The 16,454-nt window shown below is 63.6% G+C and carries 16 protein-coding genes; 13 read left to right on the top strand and 3 right to left on the bottom strand.

Features of this window, described 5'->3' with window-relative positions; translation table 11 throughout:
• Positions 1-59 precede the first annotated feature (59 nt).
• From ACEVBK_RS04930 to ACEVBK_RS04940, 3 genes are read left to right on the top strand one after another with little or no spacing between them, the layout of a single operon-like run.
• On the top strand, positions 60-1,046 hold the full coding sequence (locus tag ACEVBK_RS04930; protein WP_375057477.1) for a TRAP transporter substrate-binding protein: 987 nt from the start codon (positions 60-62) through the stop codon (positions 1,044-1,046).
• A 59-nt stretch (positions 1,047-1,105) separates the two neighbouring features.
• Positions 1,106-1,657, top strand: a complete 552-nt coding sequence (locus ACEVBK_RS04935) for a TRAP transporter small permease (RefSeq protein ID WP_375057478.1) — start codon at positions 1,106-1,108, stop codon at positions 1,655-1,657.
• Positions 1,654-2,913 carry a TRAP transporter large permease gene (locus ACEVBK_RS04940; RefSeq protein WP_375057479.1) on the top strand — a complete coding sequence of 420 codons (1,260 nt, stop codon included), beginning with the start codon at positions 1,654-1,656 and terminating at the stop codon, positions 2,911-2,913. Before ACEVBK_RS04935 ends, ACEVBK_RS04940 begins: the two co-directional genes overlap by 4 nt.
• Before the next feature lie 59 nt (positions 2,914-2,972).
• Here ACEVBK_RS04940 and ACEVBK_RS04945 read toward each other — a convergent pair whose 3' ends face one another.
• Positions 2,973-3,968 (bottom strand): AraC family transcriptional regulator, encoded by a 996-nt coding sequence (locus ACEVBK_RS04945; protein ID WP_375057480.1) that lies wholly within the window; start codon positions 3,966-3,968, stop codon positions 2,973-2,975.
• A gap of 332 nt (positions 3,969-4,300) precedes the next feature.
• Here ACEVBK_RS04945 and ACEVBK_RS04950 point away from each other — a divergent pair, with 332 nt between their 5' ends.
• The 5 genes from ACEVBK_RS04950 to ACEVBK_RS04970 are packed head-to-tail and all read left to right on the top strand — an operon-like array spanning position 4,301 to position 9,136.
• Positions 4,301-5,536: a dienelactone hydrolase family protein gene (locus ACEVBK_RS04950; protein WP_375057481.1), complete on the top strand. Its 1,236-nt coding sequence runs from the start codon at positions 4,301-4,303 to the stop codon at positions 5,534-5,536.
• 14 nt (positions 5,537-5,550) lie between these two features.
• Positions 5,551-6,339, top strand: coding sequence for an SDR family oxidoreductase (locus tag ACEVBK_RS04955; RefSeq protein ID WP_375057483.1), 789 nt, complete (start codon positions 5,551-5,553; stop codon positions 6,337-6,339).
• Positions 6,340-6,383: 44 nt separating this feature from the next.
• The gene (locus ACEVBK_RS04960; RefSeq protein ID WP_375057484.1) at positions 6,384-7,625 is read left to right on the top strand and encodes a styrene monooxygenase/indole monooxygenase family protein; all 1,242 of its coding nucleotides are present in this window, start codon (positions 6,384-6,386) and stop codon (positions 7,623-7,625) included.
• A gap of 1 nt (position 7,626) precedes the next feature.
• Entirely contained in the window at positions 7,627-8,166 is a 540-nt protein-coding gene (locus ACEVBK_RS04965; protein WP_375057485.1) for a flavin reductase family protein, read from the top strand.
• Between the two features lie 58 nt (positions 8,167-8,224).
• Complete coding sequence (locus ACEVBK_RS04970) at positions 8,225-9,136, top strand: transporter (protein WP_375057486.1); 912 nt, start codon at positions 8,225-8,227, stop codon at positions 9,134-9,136.
• On the opposite strand, the gene ACEVBK_RS04975 is transcribed toward ACEVBK_RS04970, so the two are convergent.
• Positions 9,137-10,039: a LysR family transcriptional regulator gene (locus ACEVBK_RS04975; protein WP_375057487.1), complete on the bottom strand. Its 903-nt coding sequence runs from the start codon at positions 10,037-10,039 to the stop codon at positions 9,137-9,139. It abuts the gene before it with no gap.
• Positions 10,040-10,142: 103 nt separating this feature from the next.
• Here ACEVBK_RS04975 and kynA point away from each other — a divergent pair, with 103 nt between their 5' ends.
• The 4 genes from kynA to ACEVBK_RS04995 all read left to right on the top strand — a co-directional run bounded on the left by kynA (position 10,143) and on the right by ACEVBK_RS04995 (position 14,618).
• Positions 10,143-11,000 carry a tryptophan 2,3-dioxygenase gene (gene kynA / locus ACEVBK_RS04980; RefSeq protein WP_375057488.1) on the top strand — a complete coding sequence of 286 codons (858 nt, stop codon included), beginning with the start codon at positions 10,143-10,145 and terminating at the stop codon, positions 10,998-11,000.
• 12 nt (positions 11,001-11,012) lie between these two features.
• Positions 11,013-11,645 (top strand): arylformamidase, encoded by a 633-nt coding sequence (gene kynB / locus ACEVBK_RS04985; protein WP_375057489.1) that lies wholly within the window; start codon positions 11,013-11,015, stop codon positions 11,643-11,645.
• Entirely contained in the window at positions 11,642-12,880 is a 1,239-nt protein-coding gene (kynU, locus tag ACEVBK_RS04990) for a kynureninase (RefSeq protein WP_375057490.1), read from the top strand. Before kynB ends, kynU begins: the two co-directional genes overlap by 4 nt.
• 334 nt (positions 12,881-13,214) lie before the next feature.
• Positions 13,215-14,618 carry a sodium-dependent transporter gene (locus ACEVBK_RS04995; protein WP_375057491.1) on the top strand — a complete coding sequence of 468 codons (1,404 nt, stop codon included), beginning with the start codon at positions 13,215-13,217 and terminating at the stop codon, positions 14,616-14,618.
• A 132-nt stretch (positions 14,619-14,750) separates the two neighbouring features.
• Here ACEVBK_RS04995 and ACEVBK_RS05000 read toward each other — a convergent pair whose 3' ends face one another.
• Positions 14,751-15,596: a helix-turn-helix domain-containing protein gene (locus ACEVBK_RS05000; protein ID WP_375057492.1), complete on the bottom strand. Its 846-nt coding sequence runs from the start codon at positions 15,594-15,596 to the stop codon at positions 14,751-14,753.
• A 120-nt stretch (positions 15,597-15,716) separates the two neighbouring features.
• Here ACEVBK_RS05000 and ACEVBK_RS05005 point away from each other — a divergent pair, with 120 nt between their 5' ends.
• Complete coding sequence (locus ACEVBK_RS05005) at positions 15,717-16,349, top strand: HAD-IA family hydrolase (protein WP_375057493.1); 633 nt, start codon at positions 15,717-15,719, stop codon at positions 16,347-16,349.
• Positions 16,350-16,454: the final 105 nt, after the last annotated feature.

The raw sequence follows: 16,454 nt of genomic DNA on the forward strand, positions 1-16,454 counted from the left end.
CCCTGAAGAAGCAACTGTGAGTCATAAACGGACTGAATAACATCATAATGGAGTTGAACATGACCAGATTCAAAACAGCACTCACCCTGGTAGCGGCCGCCGGCCTGGCACTGGGTTCCTTCACCGCCCAGGCCCGGGACTTCCGCCTGGGCCTCATTACCCCGCCGGCCCATATCTGGACCCTGGCCGCCACCGACTTCGCCCAGGAACTGCGCGACCAGTCCCATGGCCAGCACCGGGTGTCCGTGTTTCCCTCCCAGCAGTTGGGCAACGAAGCCCAGATGGTGCAACAGCTGCAAACCGGCGCCCTGGACATGGCCTTCCTGACCATCGCCGAGATCTCCAACCGGGTACCCGACTTCGGCGCCCTCTATGCCCCCTACCTGGTGGATGATATCGATCAGGCCGCCGCCTTGTTGCGCTCCGATGCGGCTTCCCAGCTGCTGGATCAACTGCCCGGCAGCGTCGGCGTGGTGGGCATCGGTTACGGCATGGCCGGTATGCGCCAGGTGCTGAGCCGGGCACAGGTGGAAGGCCCCGAGGATCTGCGCGGCAAGAAGCTGCGGATCACCCCCTTCGAGCCCATCCGTGACTTCTATACCGCCCTGGGATCGGCGCCTACCCCGCTGCCCCTGCCCGGCGTGTACGACGCCCTGGCCAACGGCCAGGTCGACGCCATCGACATGGATTTCGACTCCATCCTGGTGCTGAAATTCTACGAGCGGGCCAACCACCTGCTGCTGTCCAACCACATGATGTTCCCCATGGTGGGCGTGGTGTCCGGCCGGGTGTGGCGCGAGCTGAGCGATGACGACAAGGCGCTGATCCAGACCCTGATGAAGGCCCAACTGGACAAGGTGATCGATCAGTTCCAGCAACAGGAGCGGGATCAGGAGCAGCAGCTGCGTGATCTGAACATCCAGATCGTCGAAGCGGATCGCGCCACCTTTACCGACGCCATTCAGCGTTGGGAAGCCACCTGGTCCAAGAAAGCCAAGGGGCTGGATGGACTGCGCCAGGCTGCCCAGGATATCAAGGGTAGCTGAGCCGATTCGTAACAAGGAGAGCCCCGGCATACCATGCCGGGGCCGGGGAGAGTGGAGTAATGCTTAAGCGCATATCGGATAGGGTAGCATCGGCGGAGATGGTGGTCGCGGCCTTGCTGGCCGGGACCGTCACCTTGCTGGTGCTGCTCAATATCGTCACCCGGGCCATGGGGCAGGCGATTTACTGGGTGGACGAGCTGGCCATCTATTGCATGGTATGGATGACCTTTATCAGCACCTCGGCGGTCTTGAAAAAGCGCCGGGGTGTTTCCGTTACCATCCTCACCGACCTGCTGCCGGTCGCCCTGCGGCGCTGGCTGACGGTGTTCAGTGATGTGATGATCCTGGGCTTTGCCCTGATCCTCTTCGTGCTGTGCTGGCGTTGGTACAGTCCCCTGGCCCTGATGCAGGCGGGGTTTGATTTTCAGGCCTTTCAGTCGGAAACCTTCAATTTTATGTATGCGGAAAACACCAACACCCTGGGCATCAAGAAGTTCTGGGTCTGGCTGGTGCTGCCCGTTTTTTCCCTGTCTTTGGGAATTCATGCCCTGCTCAACCTGCTTGACAGCCTGAGCGGCTCGCAACAGAAGATGACGGGAGAGCCCACATGACCCTGGTTGTATTCCTGGTACTGCTGTTTACCGCCGTGCCCATCGCCCTGGTATTGGCGCTCACCGCCATCTGGTATATCGGCTCATCCGGCAATGCCGTGCTGTTCGAGTCTTATCCCCAGCAGCTGTTCGGGGCCATCGAAAGTTACGGCCTGCTGGCCATCCCCCTCTTTATGCTGGCCGGCGAGTTGATGAACGAAGGCGGCCTGACCAAGCGGCTGATCAACCTGGCGCGGATCCTGGTGGGGGGCTTCCGGGGCGGGCTGGCCTACATCAACCTGGTGGCCAACATGATGATGGCCGCCATCATGGGCTCGGCGGCCTCGCAGATCGCCATCATGTCCCGGGCCATGGTGCCGGCGATGGAGAAGGAAGGCTACGACAAGCCCTTTTCGGCGGCCATTACCGCCGCCGGTGGCCTGTTGTCGCCCATTATTCCCCCGTCCATGCTGTTCGTGTTGTTCGGGGTGCTGGCCCAGGTGCCCATCGCCGAGATGTTTATCGCCGGCATCATACCCGGACTGATCATGTCGTTCTTGTTTTTCCTGGTCATCAGCCTGATGGGACTGGTCCACCAGTACCCGAAAGGGGAGTGGCCCAGCCGCAAGCAGGCCCTGGAATACCTGCTGATGGGGCTGCCGGCAGGATTGATCCCGGTGCTGATCATCGGCGGTATCCTCACCGGCCTGGCCACCCCGACCGAGTCGGCGGCCTTGGCATCGCTGGGCGCCCTGCTTATCGGCCGGTTCGTGTACAAGGATCTGCAGTTCTCCCATCTGTTCGGTATCCTCCAGCGTACCGCCATCAACTCCGGCATGGTGATCCTGTTGATCGCGGCCGCCGGGGTGTTCGGCTGGGTGATTGTGTTCGAGGAGATCCCCCAGAGCGCCGCCGCCTGGATTGCCGAGCAAACCTCGGATCCCTTCGTGTTCCTGCTGATGGTGGTGGGCATACTGCTGCTGGTGGGCATGGTGCTCGACGGCATCGCCGCCCTGATCCTGGTGGTGCCCATACTGCTGCCCATCGCCCAGCTGCAGTTCGGCATCAGCCCCTATCAGTTCGGGGTGGTGGTGTGCCTGACCCTGGTGATGGGCCTGCTGACCCCGCCGGTGGGCGCCGGGCTCTTTATCGCCTCCTCCATGACCGGCGCTTCCCCCCTGAGCATCTTCCGCGCCCTGCTGCCTTTCCTGCTGGCGACCCTGGTGACCCTGGTGCTGCTGAGCTGGAAAGGCAGCCTGGTGACCATGCTGCTGTGATGGCCGAACAGCCCGCACTCCGGGTGCGGGCTGTTCTTGCGCCTTGTGTTACCTCAAGCTCAGGCATTTTTCCTGGTTTCACTGGGATGTTCGCCAAAGAGTTTTTTATATTCGGCGCTGAATCTGCCCATATGACCGAATCCCCAGTAAGTGGCAATTTCGGTAATGGAACGAGAGCCCTGGTCATGAGTCAATTCTTCCCGTACCCGCTGTAGCCTGATGCTTCTCAGGTATTCCATGGGGGTAACCTGCCTGAAGTTTTTAAAACCGGCATACAGGGTTCTCAGACTCACGCCGGCCAACTCCGCCAGCATGGCCGGGGTAATATCCTGATCGGCATGGGCCTCGATATATTCCTCCACCCGTTTGACATGACGGGGCGCCACCGACACCGCCTTGTTATTTAATTCCCGGGAATAGTTGTGCGACTGAGTGAGCAGCAGGGTATGGATAATGAATTGCTCCAGCTGGTTTTTAAGCAGAGGAGAATAATCGGTCTGGGTGACCACCTGGGTCAGGTATTGCATCATGCCGTGCCAGCAGAGGTCTGATTGCCAGCTCAGGCACAATTCGAATACCAGGGGTTCTCTGATGGGGCGGCCCAGGTAGCTGCTGCAGGTCTGCTCCAGCTTCTGCCGGTCGACTCTCAGCATCAACTGGTCGCAGTCCTGGCTCCAGATCATGTCCAGCGGCAGGGTCGGGCTGATGATGACGCCCCGATCTCCCTGGGAGTGGAAGTCCTGGGTTCCGGTATGGATCAGCGCCGATCCCTTGAGTGGCATCTGGATCAGAAAGAAGTCGTCCAGCCGTTCGGGCTGGATACAGACTTCGTTGCCGTAGCTGAGCCGGTTGAGGGACAGCTGGCCCAGCGGAATGCTGTGCAGGCAGGTATCGAGCCGGTCGGAGCCATCCGGGATGAGCAGCCGGTGGGGCTTGAACAGGGTGGCGATGGTGTTCTGCACCTCTGCCGGATCCTGGGAGGAGAGCAGCAACAGCTCGGGGTTGTCCAGCCAGCACTGGAGCCCGCGAGGGCCCCGGGGGGGGAAAGGTGACACAGGGACCTCCTTATCGATGTGTCGGCGTGTGCCGCCGCGAGCCTGCGGATGAGATTGTATTGTACATGTTTGTATATTGTTAAAATAAGTGGTTTTTCCTTGATGGAGATCATTGCACGCGTTTTTGTGCACGCAGTGGATCCCGGCTGCACAGAATGGCTCCTCCTTCATTATGTCGGCACTGCGAACATTGTTCTCAGCGCTTCTTGCCTCATAAAAGCACTATCAAATAGCTGCGCTGACCGGATAGTCATGGCGCTGAGCGGCCCGCATTGTTGAATCTTTGTTATTAGGATGTAGCTACCCCGACATTGAGGCAAAGGAGAGACAAGATGGGTAGCTCAATAAGTATTCGTGCTCAGGATGGCTGTGGCGACTTTTCCGGTTATCTGGCGGTGCCGGCCTCCGGAACCGGTCCCGGCCTGGTACTGGCCCAGGAAATATTCGGTGTTAACGCCAATATTCGCGGCATCGCCGATTATTACGCCGAGGAAGGCTATGTGGTATTGGCACCCGATTTGTTCTGGCGCCAGCAGCCCGGTGTTGATCTCGGTTATAGCCCAGAAGAATTTGAACAGGCTTTCGGTCTGTACCAGGGGTTTGATCAGGATAAAGGCATCGAGGATATTGCGGCCGCCATTGCCACCCTGAAAGCGCTACCGGAAGTCGCGGGGGGCATCGGCGTGCTGGGCTTCTGCCTGGGAGCCCGGCTGGCCTATCTTGCCGCCTGCCGCTGCCAGGTGGACGTTGCCATCGGCTACTACGGCATGGGCATAGAGCAGCACCTGCACGAAGCCGAGGGCATCAGGGGGCGGCTGGTGCTGCACTTTGCCGGCCAGGACGAATATTGTCCGGACGAGGCCAGGGAGGCGATTTACCGCCATTTCGAACACCACAGCGCCGCCGAACTCTACCTGTATCCGGGCGTGGATCATGCCTTTGCCCGGGCCGGCTCGCCCCATTACCACAAGCCCTCGGCCCTGATGGCCCACCAACGCTCGGTGTCGGCGCTGCGGCGCGCCATCGGCCCGCACTACGATCTGTCGGCGCTGTGGGACAAGCACTGCGAGTATGAATTCGATACCCGCAATGTCGATGACACCATGGCCACCATGGTGGCCGAGCCCTACGTCAACCATATCCCCACCCTGACCGGTGGCGTGGGTTACAAGCAGCTCTACCGTTTCTATAAGCATCATTTCGTCGACAACAACCCGCCTGACACCAAGCTGACGCCCATTTCCCGCACCATCGGTGACACCCAGATAGTGGACGAGCTGATCTTCAGCTTTACCCACAGCTGCGAAATCGACTGGCTGCTGCCGGGGGTGGCGCCTACCGGGCGCTACGTGGAAATTCCCTTGCTGGCGGTGGTGAAGTTCCGGGGCGACAAGCTCTATCACGAACACATCTACTGGGATCAGGCCTCCCTGCTGGTGCAGGTCGGCCTGCTGGATCCCACCGGCTTGCCGGTGGCCGGACGGGAAAGCGCCGCCAAGCTGCTGGACGAGTCCTTGCCGTCCAACACCCTGATGGCGAGATGGCAACAAAGCGAAGGCAAGGCCTGAGCGGGAGCGACGACATGCACGATTTCAGTAACAAGACGGCGGTGGTGACCGGCGGGGCCACCTTGCTCGGCCAGGCGCTGGTGGAAAAGCTGGTGGCCCGGGGCGCCCGGGTGGCGGTGCTGGATGTGGACAGGGTCCAGGGGGAGGCGCTGGCCGAACGGCTGGGCGAGCAGGTGCTGTTCCTGGCCACGGATATCACCCGGGATGAACAGCTGCTCGAGGCCATCGAGGCGACCGAAACCCGCTTCGGCGGGGTGGACTTGCTGATCAACCTCGCCTGCAGCTACCAGGACGACGGCCTGCAGGCGGACAGAAGCGCCTGGCTGGCGGCACTGGACGTCAACCTGGTCAGCGCCGTCATGGCCACCCGGGCGGCCTTGCCGGCCATGCGCCGCCGGGGCGGCGGGGCCGTGGTCAACTTCACCAGCATTTCCGCCCGGGTGGCCCAGACCGGTCGCTGGCTTTATCCGGTCAGCAAGGCCGCCATGCTGCACCTGACCCGCTGCATGGCGATGGATCTGGCCCCCGAGCGGATCCGGGTGAACTCGGTGTCGCCGGGCTGGACCTGGTCCCGGGTTATCGCCGAACTCAGCGGTGAAGACAGCGCCAAGGCGGACCGGGTGGCGGCGGATTACCACCTGCTGGGTCGGCTGGGCCGACCGGAGGAAGTGGCCAATGTGGTGTGCTTCCTCTGTTCGGACGAGGCCGGCTTCGTCACCGGCGCAGATTATGCGGTAGACGGCGGCTATTCGGCCATGGGGCCGGAGCAGAGCCGGCCGGCGATACCGCGACTGGCCGAGTAAGCCGGCCGGTTCTTTATTTCTCAATCACCGACAAGGAGACAGTCATGGCACGACGTATTGCCATTGTGGGCGCCGGCCAGTCCGGCTTGCAGACCGCGATCGGTCTGCTGGAACACGGTTATCGGGTCACCCTGGTATCCAACCGCAGCGGGGAAGAGATCGCCAACGGCCGGGTGATGTCCAGCCAGTGCATGTTCAACAATGCCCTGCAAACAGAACGGGATCTGGGGCTGAACTTCTGGGAAGAGGACTGCCCCCCGGTGGAAGGGATCGGCCTGACCGTGCCGGACCCCGAAATGGCGGGGAAAACCCTGATCGACTGGTCGGCCAGGCTGGATCGGCCGGCCCAGTCGGTGGATCAGCGGCTGAAAATGCCCAAGTGGATGGAGGTGTTCAAGCAGAAAGGCGGGGAACTGGTACTGCTGGATGCGGGCATCGAGACCCTGGAAGAGCTGGCCGCCAGCCATGATCTGGTGATGCTGGCGGCGGGCAAGGGCGAGATAGTGCGGCTGTTCGAGCGCGATGCGGAGCGTTCCGCCTTCGACAAGCCGCAGCGGGCCCTGGCCCTGACCTATGTCAAGGGCATGGAGCCTAACGAGTCCTTCTCTCGGGTGGCCTTCAACTTGGTGCCCGGGGTCGGCGAATACTTCGTGTTCCCGGCGCTGACCGTCAATGGCCCCTGTGAAATCATGGTGTTCGAGGGTATTCCGGGCGGTCCCATGGATTGCTGGCAGGACGTGACCACGCCGGCACAACACCTGCAGCGCAGCCTGGAGCTGGTACAGCGTTTTGCCCCTGCTCAGGCAGATCGCTGCCGGAACCTGGAGCTGACCGACGACAACGGTATTCTGGCCGGCCGCTTTCCGCCCACCATTCGCAAGCCGGTGGCCCGGCTGCCGTCCGGCCGTTGCATCTTCGGCATGGCCGATGCGGTGGTGGTCAATGATCCCATTACCGGCCAGGGCTCCAACAACGCCGCCAAGTGCAGCAAGCTGTATCTGGACGCCATTCTCGCCCGCGCCGATGAGCCCTTTACGCCGGAGTGGATGCAACAGACCTTCGAGCGTTACTGGAACTATGCGGAAGACGTGGTGACCTGGACCAACACCATGCTGCGGCCGCCGGAGCCGCACCTGCTCGAGCTGCTGGGCGCGGCACAACAGGCACCGGGGCTGGCTGCCAGAATTGCCAATGGCTTCGATAACCCGCCCGACTACTTCCCCTGGTGGACCTCGCCCGAGGCGTGCCGTTACCTGATTGGCCAGCACCTGAAGAAGGAAGCATAAGATGACTACTGCCAACACTCTGTTAAAGCCGGACCAAGACCGCCAGCCGGCGGCCCCCGCCATCGATACCCGGGCCTTGCGCAACGCCATGGGCAACTTCGCCACCGGGGTCACGGTGGTCACCGCTCCCGGCGAAGGCGATGCCATGGTGGGCATTACCGCCAACTCCTTCTCTTCCCTGTCGCTGGATCCTCCGCTGATCCTGTGGAGCCTGTCGCTGAACTCCCCCAGCCTGGCTGCCTTTCAGGAAGGGCTGCCCTTCGCTATCAATGTGCTGTGCCAGGGACAGGAAGCATTGGCGATGCAGTTCGCCCGAGCCAGTGACAACAAATTTTCGGAGGTGGAATATCGCCTGAATCAACGGCAGGTACCCTTGTTGGCCAATACTCTGGCCCAGTTCGAATGCGAGGTGGAGTTTACCCGTTGCCTGGGCGATCACCTGTTGATCGTCGGCCGGGTACAGGAATTTCGCTGTGATCAAGGGGAGCCGATGCTGTTTTTCAAGGGCCAGTTCAATGCCCTGGAAGCCCGGTGTGCTTAAAGGAAGGCGGCCATGCGCCTGAGCATGGCCGCAAGGTGCTCTGAATAAGGATGATCAGATGAGAAGGGTAAAAAATGGTAAAGGAGCGGCTCGCCTGTTTCTGGGGTTAGTGCTGGCTACCACCTTGCCGGCCTCGGTGCTGGCCACCGAGAACGGCGGCTCCGTTTATCCCATGGGCGCGGAAAACTTCGGCATGGCAGCCTTGCCGCCGGCCGGGTTTTACCCACTGCTGTATGCCAACCACTATTCGGCCAGCCGGCTGAACGGCCCGGACGGCGAACGCCTGCCGGTGGATTTCAGGCTCGGGGCCAGTGTATTGGCGCCCCGGTTGTTGTGGGTCAGCGAGCGGCAACTGCTGGGCGGGCAGGTGTTTTCCGCAGTGCTGCTCCCCCTGGTGGATCTGAGCCTGAGGGTCAACGGCATGCACCAGAGCAAGCAGGGACTGGGGGACATCGACATCACCGCCCTGGGGCTGGCATACCATCATAGTCCGCAACTGCACTCGGCGGTGTCGCTGGATGTCTTTGCCCCGACCGGCGGCTATAACCCCAACGATCTGGTCAATATCGGGCGCAACCACTGGACTCTTCAGCCGGTGGCGGCGGTGAGTTATATGCAATCCGGCGGGCTCAACTGGGATATCAAGTTGATGTACGACTACAACTTCAAGAACCCGGACAGCCGCTATCACTCCGGCCAGGAGCTACATGCCGACTATTCGCTGGGCTATGGTCTGAACGAGCACTGGATCCTGGGCGTGGGCGGCTATGCCTACAAGCAGTTGACCAAAGACAAGCTGCACGGCGTCACCCTGGAGAACAGCAAGGGGCAGGCCCTGGCCATCGGCCCTTCGTTGAAGTATGACAGCGGCGCCGGCTTTTCCGTCAGCCTTAAATATCAGCAGGAGTTTGCGGTGGAGAACCGCCCCGAAGGCGATGCCTTCTGGGCCAAGGTGGTGATACCGCTCTGATCAGCGGGTGCCTGGCGCCACCCGCGCCAGGCAGTCGGCGAAGCGGGCGGCGGGGGAGTCGGGGGCTTCGTCCCTGCGCAGCAGCAGTTGCCAGTCCAGATGGAGCCCTTCTTCCGTTACCCGTACCGTGCTCAGCCCGCCCTGGGCCAGGTAGGGCGCCAGTACCCACTCCGGCATGATGGTCAGCCCGAAGCCTTCCTTCACCAGGGCCACCACCGCCTCCGTCACCCCGGCCCGGATCACCCGGGCCGGCAACAGCCGGTAGTGGCTGAACAGCTGCTCGTATTCCCGTCCCTTGCCCGGTTGGGTGTGGTAGGTCACGTAGGTGTGGGCCGCCACCTGCCCGGCGCTTACCCAGTTCTCCCCCTCCAGTTCGTGCCCCGCGGGCAGCACCAGCCGCATTTCGTCCCGGAACAGCCGCCGGCACTGAAAGCCCTCGGGCGGCTGGCCCGAGGCCAGCGCCAGGTCGATACGGCCGGTGCGCAGGGCGGCGTAAGGGTCGAGGGAAACGTCGGGGATGATCTCCACGCTGATGCTGGGCTGCTCCCGGCCGAAGGCGGCCAGGCAGACGGGCAGCCAGTGGTAGCCGCCGTAGGCCTCGTTGCCCAGGCGTACCACGTGCTCTATGCCCACCGACAGCTTGTTGATGTCGGCCTCGGCCCGCTCCAGCTCCGCCAGCACCAGGCGGGAGGAATGCAGCAGCCGCTTGCCGGCGCTGGTGGGCACCAGTTTCTTGTGCTGGCGGTAGAACAGCTCGGTATTGAGCAGCCGCTCTGCCTCCTTGATACGGTGGCTCAGGGCGGACTGGGTCAGGCCCAGCAACTGGGCGGCTTCCACCAGGCTGCCGGCCTCGCTCAGGGCCACCATCATCTGCATATGCCGGGTACTGACTCGAACGCTCATCTATTAATTTATTTAATTGAAAACTGGATTTTAATGAAATTTACACCAGGGCTGGGGGCGGCGTAAACTCAAGTTATCTTCAATTGTTAACAGGATGTTGGTTATGCACGGCAAGGAATCGATCACCGCCCGCCAGGGCATGGTGGATCTGGACAACGAAGGGGTGCACTGGCAACAGGACCTCAGCTACGGCCAGTACCTGGATCTGGACGCCCTGCTCCATTGCCAGCGGCCCCGCTCCGCCGAGCACGACGAGATGTTGTTTATCGTCATCCACCAGGTGTCGGAGCTGTGGATCAAGCTGTGCCTGCACGAGGCCCACGCCGCCGCCGAGCATATCCGCCGGGACCAGCTGCAACCGGCATTCAAGATGCTGTCGCGGGTGGCGCGCATCCAGGAGCAGTTGATCAAGGCCTGGGAAGTGCTGGTGACCATGACCCCGGCCGACTATGCCTGCTTTCGCGGCAGCCTGGGGCAGAGTTCGGGCTTCCAGTCCTACCAGTACCGGGAGCTGGAGTTTTTGCTCGGCAACAAAAACGCCCGCATGGTGGAGGCCCATCGGGCCCACCCGGAGCATTACCGGCACCTGACCGCCATTCTGGAAGCCCCCAGCATCTACGACATCAGCCTGCAGTTGCTGCACCGGCGTGGCTTCGCGCTGCCCGCCCACTGCCTGGAGCGGGACTGGTCCCAGCCCTACCAGGCCTGCGCCGAGGTGGAGGCCGCCTGGTCCCGGGTTTACCAGCACACCGAGCAGCACTGGGATCTGTACGAACTGGCCGAGAAGCTGGTGGACATGGAATACAACTTCCAGAAATGGCGCTTCAGCCACATGAAGACGGTGGAACGCATCATCGGCCACAAGAAGGGCACCGGCGGCACCGGCGGTGTTTCCTACCTGGTGAAGGCGCTGGATCTGACCTTTTTCCCCGAACTCTGGGCAGTGCGCACCAGCATCTGACGAGGAACCACCATGAGCCGAATCTGGGACATCTCCCAAACCCTGCGCCCCGGCATACCGGTGTGGCCAGGCGACACTCCCTACAGCGCCGAGCCGAGCTGGGTGATGGAAAACGGCTGCCCGGTGAACGTGGCGCGGCTGAGCCTGTCCACCCATACCGGCACCCATGCCGACGCGCCCCTGCATTACCACGCCGAGGGCCAGGCCATGGCCGAGGTGGCGCTGGAGGCCTATATCGGCCCCTGCCTGGTGCTGGACCTGACCCATGCCCGCGGCCGGGTGGAGCCCGGCGACCTGCCCGCCGGGCTGCCGGAACGGCTGGAGCGGGTGTTGCTGAAAACCTGTGCCCGTTTTCCCCATGAGCAATGGCGGGCGGATTTTACCGCCGTGGCCGCCGCCACCATCGACCTGCTGGCAGAGCGGGGTGCCCGTCTTATCGGGGTCGACAGCCCCTCGCTGGATCCTCAGGATGCCAAGACCCTGGACGCCCACCAGCGGGTCTGGCATCACCGCATGGCCATTCTGGAGGGGCTGGTGCTGGACGACATCGAGCCCGGCCATTACGAACTGATAGCACCACCGCTGAAACTGGCGCACCTGGACGCCTCGCCCGTGCGCGCCCTACTGAGGAGTATTGAAGCATGACCACCCTGACCCGCGATCACCTGGCCCTGCTGGATCGGGACGATCCCCTGGCCCCTTACCGGCAGCAGTTCGAGCTGGAAGAGGGGCTCCTCTACCTGAACGGCAACTCCCTGGGCGCTCTGCCCGGGGCCGCCCGCCGGCGCGCCGCCGAGGTGGTGGAGCAGGAATGGGGCCGGGGCCTTATCCGCAGCTGGAACACCCACGACTGGATAAACCTGCCCGAGCGGGTGGGGGATAAAATTGCCCGCCTGATCGGCGCCGAGCGGGGCGAGGTGGTGGTGGCCGACTCCACTTCGGTCAACCTGTTCAAACTGGCGGCGGCGGCGCTGGAGATGCGCCCGGGACGCGGCAAGATCGTCTCCGAACCCGGCAACTTCCCCACGGATCTTTACATTCTGCAGGGGCTGGAGCGGTTCCGGCCCGGCGTGCGGCTGGAAACGGCACCGCGGGAGGAGCTGGAAACGCTTATCGACGAAGACACCGCCCTGGTGGTGCTGACCCATGTGCACTACAAGTCTGGCGAGATGTTCGACATGGCCGCCCTTACCGCCCGGGCCCAGGCCGTGGGTGCGCTCATGCTGTGGGATCTGAGCCATAGCGCCGGTGCCGTGCCGGTCGACCTGAACGGCGCCGGTGCCGACTTCGCCGTGGGCTGCGGCTACAAGTACCTGAACGGTGGCCCCGGCGCGCCCGGTTTTCTGTTCGTGGCCCGCCGCCACCAAGAGGCGTTCCGCCAGCCCCTGAGCGGCTGGTTCGGCCATGCCAATCCCTTCGCCATGCAGGATCGGTTCGAGCCGGCCGCCGGCATCCGGCGCGGCCTGTGCGGCACCACCGGGGTGCTGGCCACCAGTGTGCTGGAGGTGGGGGTGGAGCTGATGGTCTCCGCCGACATGGGGCAGATCCGCGCCAAATCCCGCCGGATGGGGGAGATCTTCATCGAACTGGTGGAGTGGCATTGTCGGGACTTCGGCTTCGGGCTCGCCTCGCCCCGGGATGCCGAACGGCGCGGCAGCCAGGTGTCGTTCACCCATGAGCAGGGATTTGCCATCATGCAGGCGCTGATCGCCCGCAATATCATCGGCGACTTCCGCGCCCCCGACATACTGCGCTTCGGCTTTACCCCCCTCTACACCCGCTACGTGGATCTGTGGGACACGGTGCAGGCCCTGGCCGAGGTGATGCGCCGGGAAGAGTGGAAACAGCCCGAGTTCCGCAAACTGACCGCGGTGACCTGAGTCCGGCGCCGGGCTTTGGTACCTGTGTTCGATCTTCACGAAGTTTATCCGTTGTAGCCCTGAGTAAAGAGGCAGCGGGGCTGCCTCCACCGACACGTTTCGGGACCTGACACTCGCCGTTTCAGCCTGCTGCGAACATTCACTGGATGTTCGGTCAGGCTGAAACGACTCGTCACGGCGAGCAAGCTCGCCCCCCTGTGTCGCTCGGCACATGCCGAATATCGCGGCGGAGCCCCCAGGGATGGGTTTACGGCGAGTCGGCGGAGTAGTGCGCTTTGGCCGAGTGCTGCAACTTGTGAATTGGCTCTTATCAATCCCTAAGGAGAACATCGTTATGGAAAACAATAGTCTGACCCGGCCGCTCGGCGGCCTGGGCCAGGTGGCCGTGTCCAGCTCCGCCGCCAGCCCCCAATGGTCCGGCCGCATGGCCTTCGTGCTGGCCGCCACCGGCTCGGCGGTGGGGCTCGGCAACATCTGGAAATTCCCTTACATCACCGGCGAGCACGGCGGCGCCGCCTTCGTGCTGGTGTACCTGGCCTGCATCCTGGTGATCGGCATCCCATTGCTGATGGCCGAGGTGATGATAGGCCGGCGCGGCCGTCACAACCCGCCCCATGCGATGGCCGCCCTCGCCGGGGAGGCGGGGGCGTCGTCCCGTTGGCGCTGGCTGGGCTGGGTGGGCGTGCTCACCGGCTTTTTGCTGCTCAGCTTCTACGTGGTGGTGGCCGGCTGGGCGGTGGCCTATATCTTCGACACCGGCGCCGGTACTTTCAACGGCGCTTCCGGCGAGCAGGTGGGCACCCACTTCGGCGCCCTGCTGGGGTCGCCGCTGACCCTGATCTTCTGGGGCAGCCTGGTGCTGGCACTGACCTTGGGCATCGTCGCCCTGGGGGTCAGGCAGGGGCTGGAGCGGGCGGTCAACCTGATGATGCCCGGGCTCTTCCTGTTGCTGCTGGTGCTGGTGGGCTATGCCATGACCACGGGCCACTTTATGCAGGGGCTGGCATTCCTGTTCAACCCGGACTTCGGCAAGCTCTCGGGCAACAGCGTGCTGGTGGCCCTGGGCCACGCCTTCTTCACCCTGAGCCTGGCCGGCGGCGGCATGATGACCTATGGCGCCTACCTGCCCGGCAAGGTGTCCATCGCCAAAACGGCGCTGATCATCGGCCTGCTGGACACCCTGGTGGCGCTCTTGGCGGGCATGGTGATCTTCCCTCTGGTGTTCGCCAACGGCCTGGAGCCGGGCGCCGGCCCGGGGCTGTTGTTCGTGACCCTGCCCATCGCCTTCGGCCAGATGCCGCTGGGCGCACTGTTCGGCGCCCTCTTCTTCGTGATGCTGTCGGTGGCGGCGCTGACCTCGGCCATTTCGCTGATCGAGCCGGCGGTGGCCTGGCTGACCGGGCGTTATCGCATCAGCCGGGCGCGGGCCTGCCTGGGCTCGGGGGTACTGATGTGGCTGCTGAGCCTGGGCACCGTGTTCTCCTTCAACCTGTGGGAGCAACACACCCTGTTCGGCAAGACCTTCTTCGGCGGCCTGGACTACCTCACCTCCAGCTGGATCATGCCGCTGTCCGGGCTCTTTATCGCCCTGTTCGCCGGCTGGGTGATGAGTCGCGCCACCACCGAGCAGGAACTGGGCCGGGGCCCGGGCTACCGGCTGTGGCGCTTCACCATCCGCTACCTGAGCCCGGTGTTTATCGTGCTGATGTTCCTCAACGCCATCGGCGTCTTTGGCTGAGGCGCTGGCGGAGGAGCCGGATACCGACTGTCGCCCCCGCTACGGCCGGGGCCAGGGGACAGTGGCCATATGGAGGTTGTTCAGCCCTATGCGGTTTGCCTGGCCCCGACCTCTGCCTAACGTGCCTGGTGGTTAACTCAGCCTGCGCCAGCCGAAGCGGCGGCGAAAGGCCAGGGGGCTCAGCCCGGTATGGGCGAGGAAACTGCGGTTGAAATGGCTGGCGTTGTTGAACCCCGCCTGCTCGCGCACCAGCGCCACCGGCAGGGGGCTGGTGGTGAGCAGGTGGCAGGCGTGGCCCAGGCGCAGGCGGTTGAGGTACTGGCTGAAACTGGTGTCGCAGTGCTGTTGCAGCAGCCGCTTGAGGGTGGACGGACTCAGGTTGCAGTGGCGGGCCACCTGCTCCAGGCGCAGGGGCTCTTGGTAATGGCGCTGCAAATGGCTGAGCAGCAGATCCAGGCGCCGGTCCGGCGGTGGCTGCAGCCGACCTCCCAAGGGGCGGCCATGTTCGTCTGCCTGTAGCAGTTGCAGCAGCTCCAGCAGGGCGGCCAGGGCCGGCAGCGGGCCCGGTTGCGCCATGCGCTCGAACAGCCGCCTGGCCCGGCGGGCGGTGGCGACCCCGAACACGGCGCCGTTGCCGAGCCCGGCCAGCCAGTCGAGCAGGGGGGCCAGCTCCACCAGTCCCGCCTCCAACTGGGCCTGCAGCCAGTGCCGGGGCAGGAACACCACATACACCTCGGGCGCGCCGTCCGAGGCCTTGGCGTCCCAGGTGTGGGGCACGTCGGGGCCCACCAGCGCCAGATCGCAGCGCCCGAAGGGCGCCACGTCCTCGCCGATATAGCGCATGCCTTCCGCCCCCAGGGTCAGGGTGATCTCGTATTCCGGGTGGTAGTGCCACTGAAAGGGCACGCCGGCGTCCTGGAGGTGGGTCAGGGCCCAGGATCTGTGATGGGGCAGGCTCAGTAGTTCGCGTTTAAGCATTTTGGGCCACCTTGAATCATCATAATGAGCCAATAGTATCTTTTTTCGGGCCGAAGAGATAAATGGTGTCGGGTCGGGAGAGTAGGATCAGGGTAACGGTAACCGATAAAGGAGAGCACCATGAATACAGTGGCGGCCAAGGGCCTGATCTTCGATTTGGACGGCACCCTGGTGGACTCCCACCGGGCGGTGGAGCAAGCTTGGGCCCGCTGGTGCGACCGGCACGGCATTCCCCTGAGCGATGTGCTGGCCATCTGCCACGGGGTGCGCAGCGAGGAGACCATCCGCCGGCTGGCGCCGCAACTGGACGTGGCGGCCGAGGCCGCCTGGCTGGAAGTGGTGGAGAGGAGCCTGAACGACAGCGTGACCGCCATCCCCGGCGCGCGGGAGCTGCTGTGCTCGCTGCCGGACTACGGCTGGGCCATCTGCACCTCGGGCAGCCTGCCGCTTTCCATCCCCAAGCTGGATCGCAACGAACTGCCCCTGCCGCGCATCCGGGTGACCGCCGAGCAGGTGACCAGGGGCAAGCCGGATCCCGAGCCCTACCTGCTGGCGGCCCGGCTGCTGGGGATGGCGGCACAGGACTGCCTGGTGTTCGAGGACGCCCCGGCCGGCATCGCCTCGGCCCTGGCCGCCGGCTGCCGGGTGGTGATAGTGGGCGGTTGTCGCCACGAACACGAACGGGTGCTGGGCAATATCCCCGACTACCGCCAGGTCGGCTACCACAACGGCCGACTAAACTTGCCGGTATAGCCAGACAATGGCGCCGTTTCGGCGCCATTACCCTGCCAATCACTGATATTTGCCGATATTTATGTCATTCCCGCGAAGGCGGGAATCCAGGGAAAACGGCACCGG

Origin of the sequence: Zobellella sp. DQSA1 (genome assembly GCF_041950555.1) — a bacterium.
Taxonomy (GTDB): Bacteria; Pseudomonadota; Gammaproteobacteria; order Enterobacterales; family Aeromonadaceae; genus Oceanimonas.

What these genes read in the sequence shown, in the direction of transcription:
- ACEVBK_RS05005 (WP_375057493.1), top strand. Translation starts at nt 15,717, where the DNA reads ATGAATACAGTGGCGGCCAAGGGCCTGATCTTCGATTTGGACGGCACC.
- ACEVBK_RS04975 (WP_375057487.1), bottom strand. Translation starts at nt 10,039, where the DNA reads ATGAGCGTTCGAGTCAGTACCCGGCATATGCAGATGATGGTGGCCCTG.
- kynA (WP_375057488.1), top strand. Translation starts at nt 10,143, where the DNA reads ATGCACGGCAAGGAATCGATCACCGCCCGCCAGGGCATGGTGGATCTG.
- ACEVBK_RS04950 (WP_375057481.1), top strand. Translation starts at nt 4,301, where the DNA reads ATGGGTAGCTCAATAAGTATTCGTGCTCAGGATGGCTGTGGCGACTTT.
- kynU (WP_375057490.1), top strand. Translation starts at nt 11,642, where the DNA reads ATGACCACCCTGACCCGCGATCACCTGGCCCTGCTGGATCGGGACGAT.
- ACEVBK_RS04935 (WP_375057478.1), top strand. Translation starts at nt 1,106, where the DNA reads ATGCTTAAGCGCATATCGGATAGGGTAGCATCGGCGGAGATGGTGGTC.
- ACEVBK_RS04970 (WP_375057486.1), top strand. Translation starts at nt 8,225, where the DNA reads ATGAGAAGGGTAAAAAATGGTAAAGGAGCGGCTCGCCTGTTTCTGGGG.
- kynB (WP_375057489.1), top strand. Translation starts at nt 11,013, where the DNA reads ATGAGCCGAATCTGGGACATCTCCCAAACCCTGCGCCCCGGCATACCG.
- ACEVBK_RS04955 (WP_375057483.1), top strand. Translation starts at nt 5,551, where the DNA reads ATGCACGATTTCAGTAACAAGACGGCGGTGGTGACCGGCGGGGCCACC.
- ACEVBK_RS04995 (WP_375057491.1), top strand. Translation starts at nt 13,215, where the DNA reads ATGGAAAACAATAGTCTGACCCGGCCGCTCGGCGGCCTGGGCCAGGTG.
- ACEVBK_RS04940 (WP_375057479.1), top strand. Translation starts at nt 1,654, where the DNA reads ATGACCCTGGTTGTATTCCTGGTACTGCTGTTTACCGCCGTGCCCATC.
- ACEVBK_RS05000 (WP_375057492.1), bottom strand. Translation starts at nt 15,596, where the DNA reads ATGCTTAAACGCGAACTACTGAGCCTGCCCCATCACAGATCCTGGGCC.
- ACEVBK_RS04965 (WP_375057485.1), top strand. Translation starts at nt 7,627, where the DNA reads ATGACTACTGCCAACACTCTGTTAAAGCCGGACCAAGACCGCCAGCCG.
- ACEVBK_RS04930 (WP_375057477.1), top strand. Translation starts at nt 60, where the DNA reads ATGACCAGATTCAAAACAGCACTCACCCTGGTAGCGGCCGCCGGCCTG.
- ACEVBK_RS04960 (WP_375057484.1), top strand. Translation starts at nt 6,384, where the DNA reads ATGGCACGACGTATTGCCATTGTGGGCGCCGGCCAGTCCGGCTTGCAG.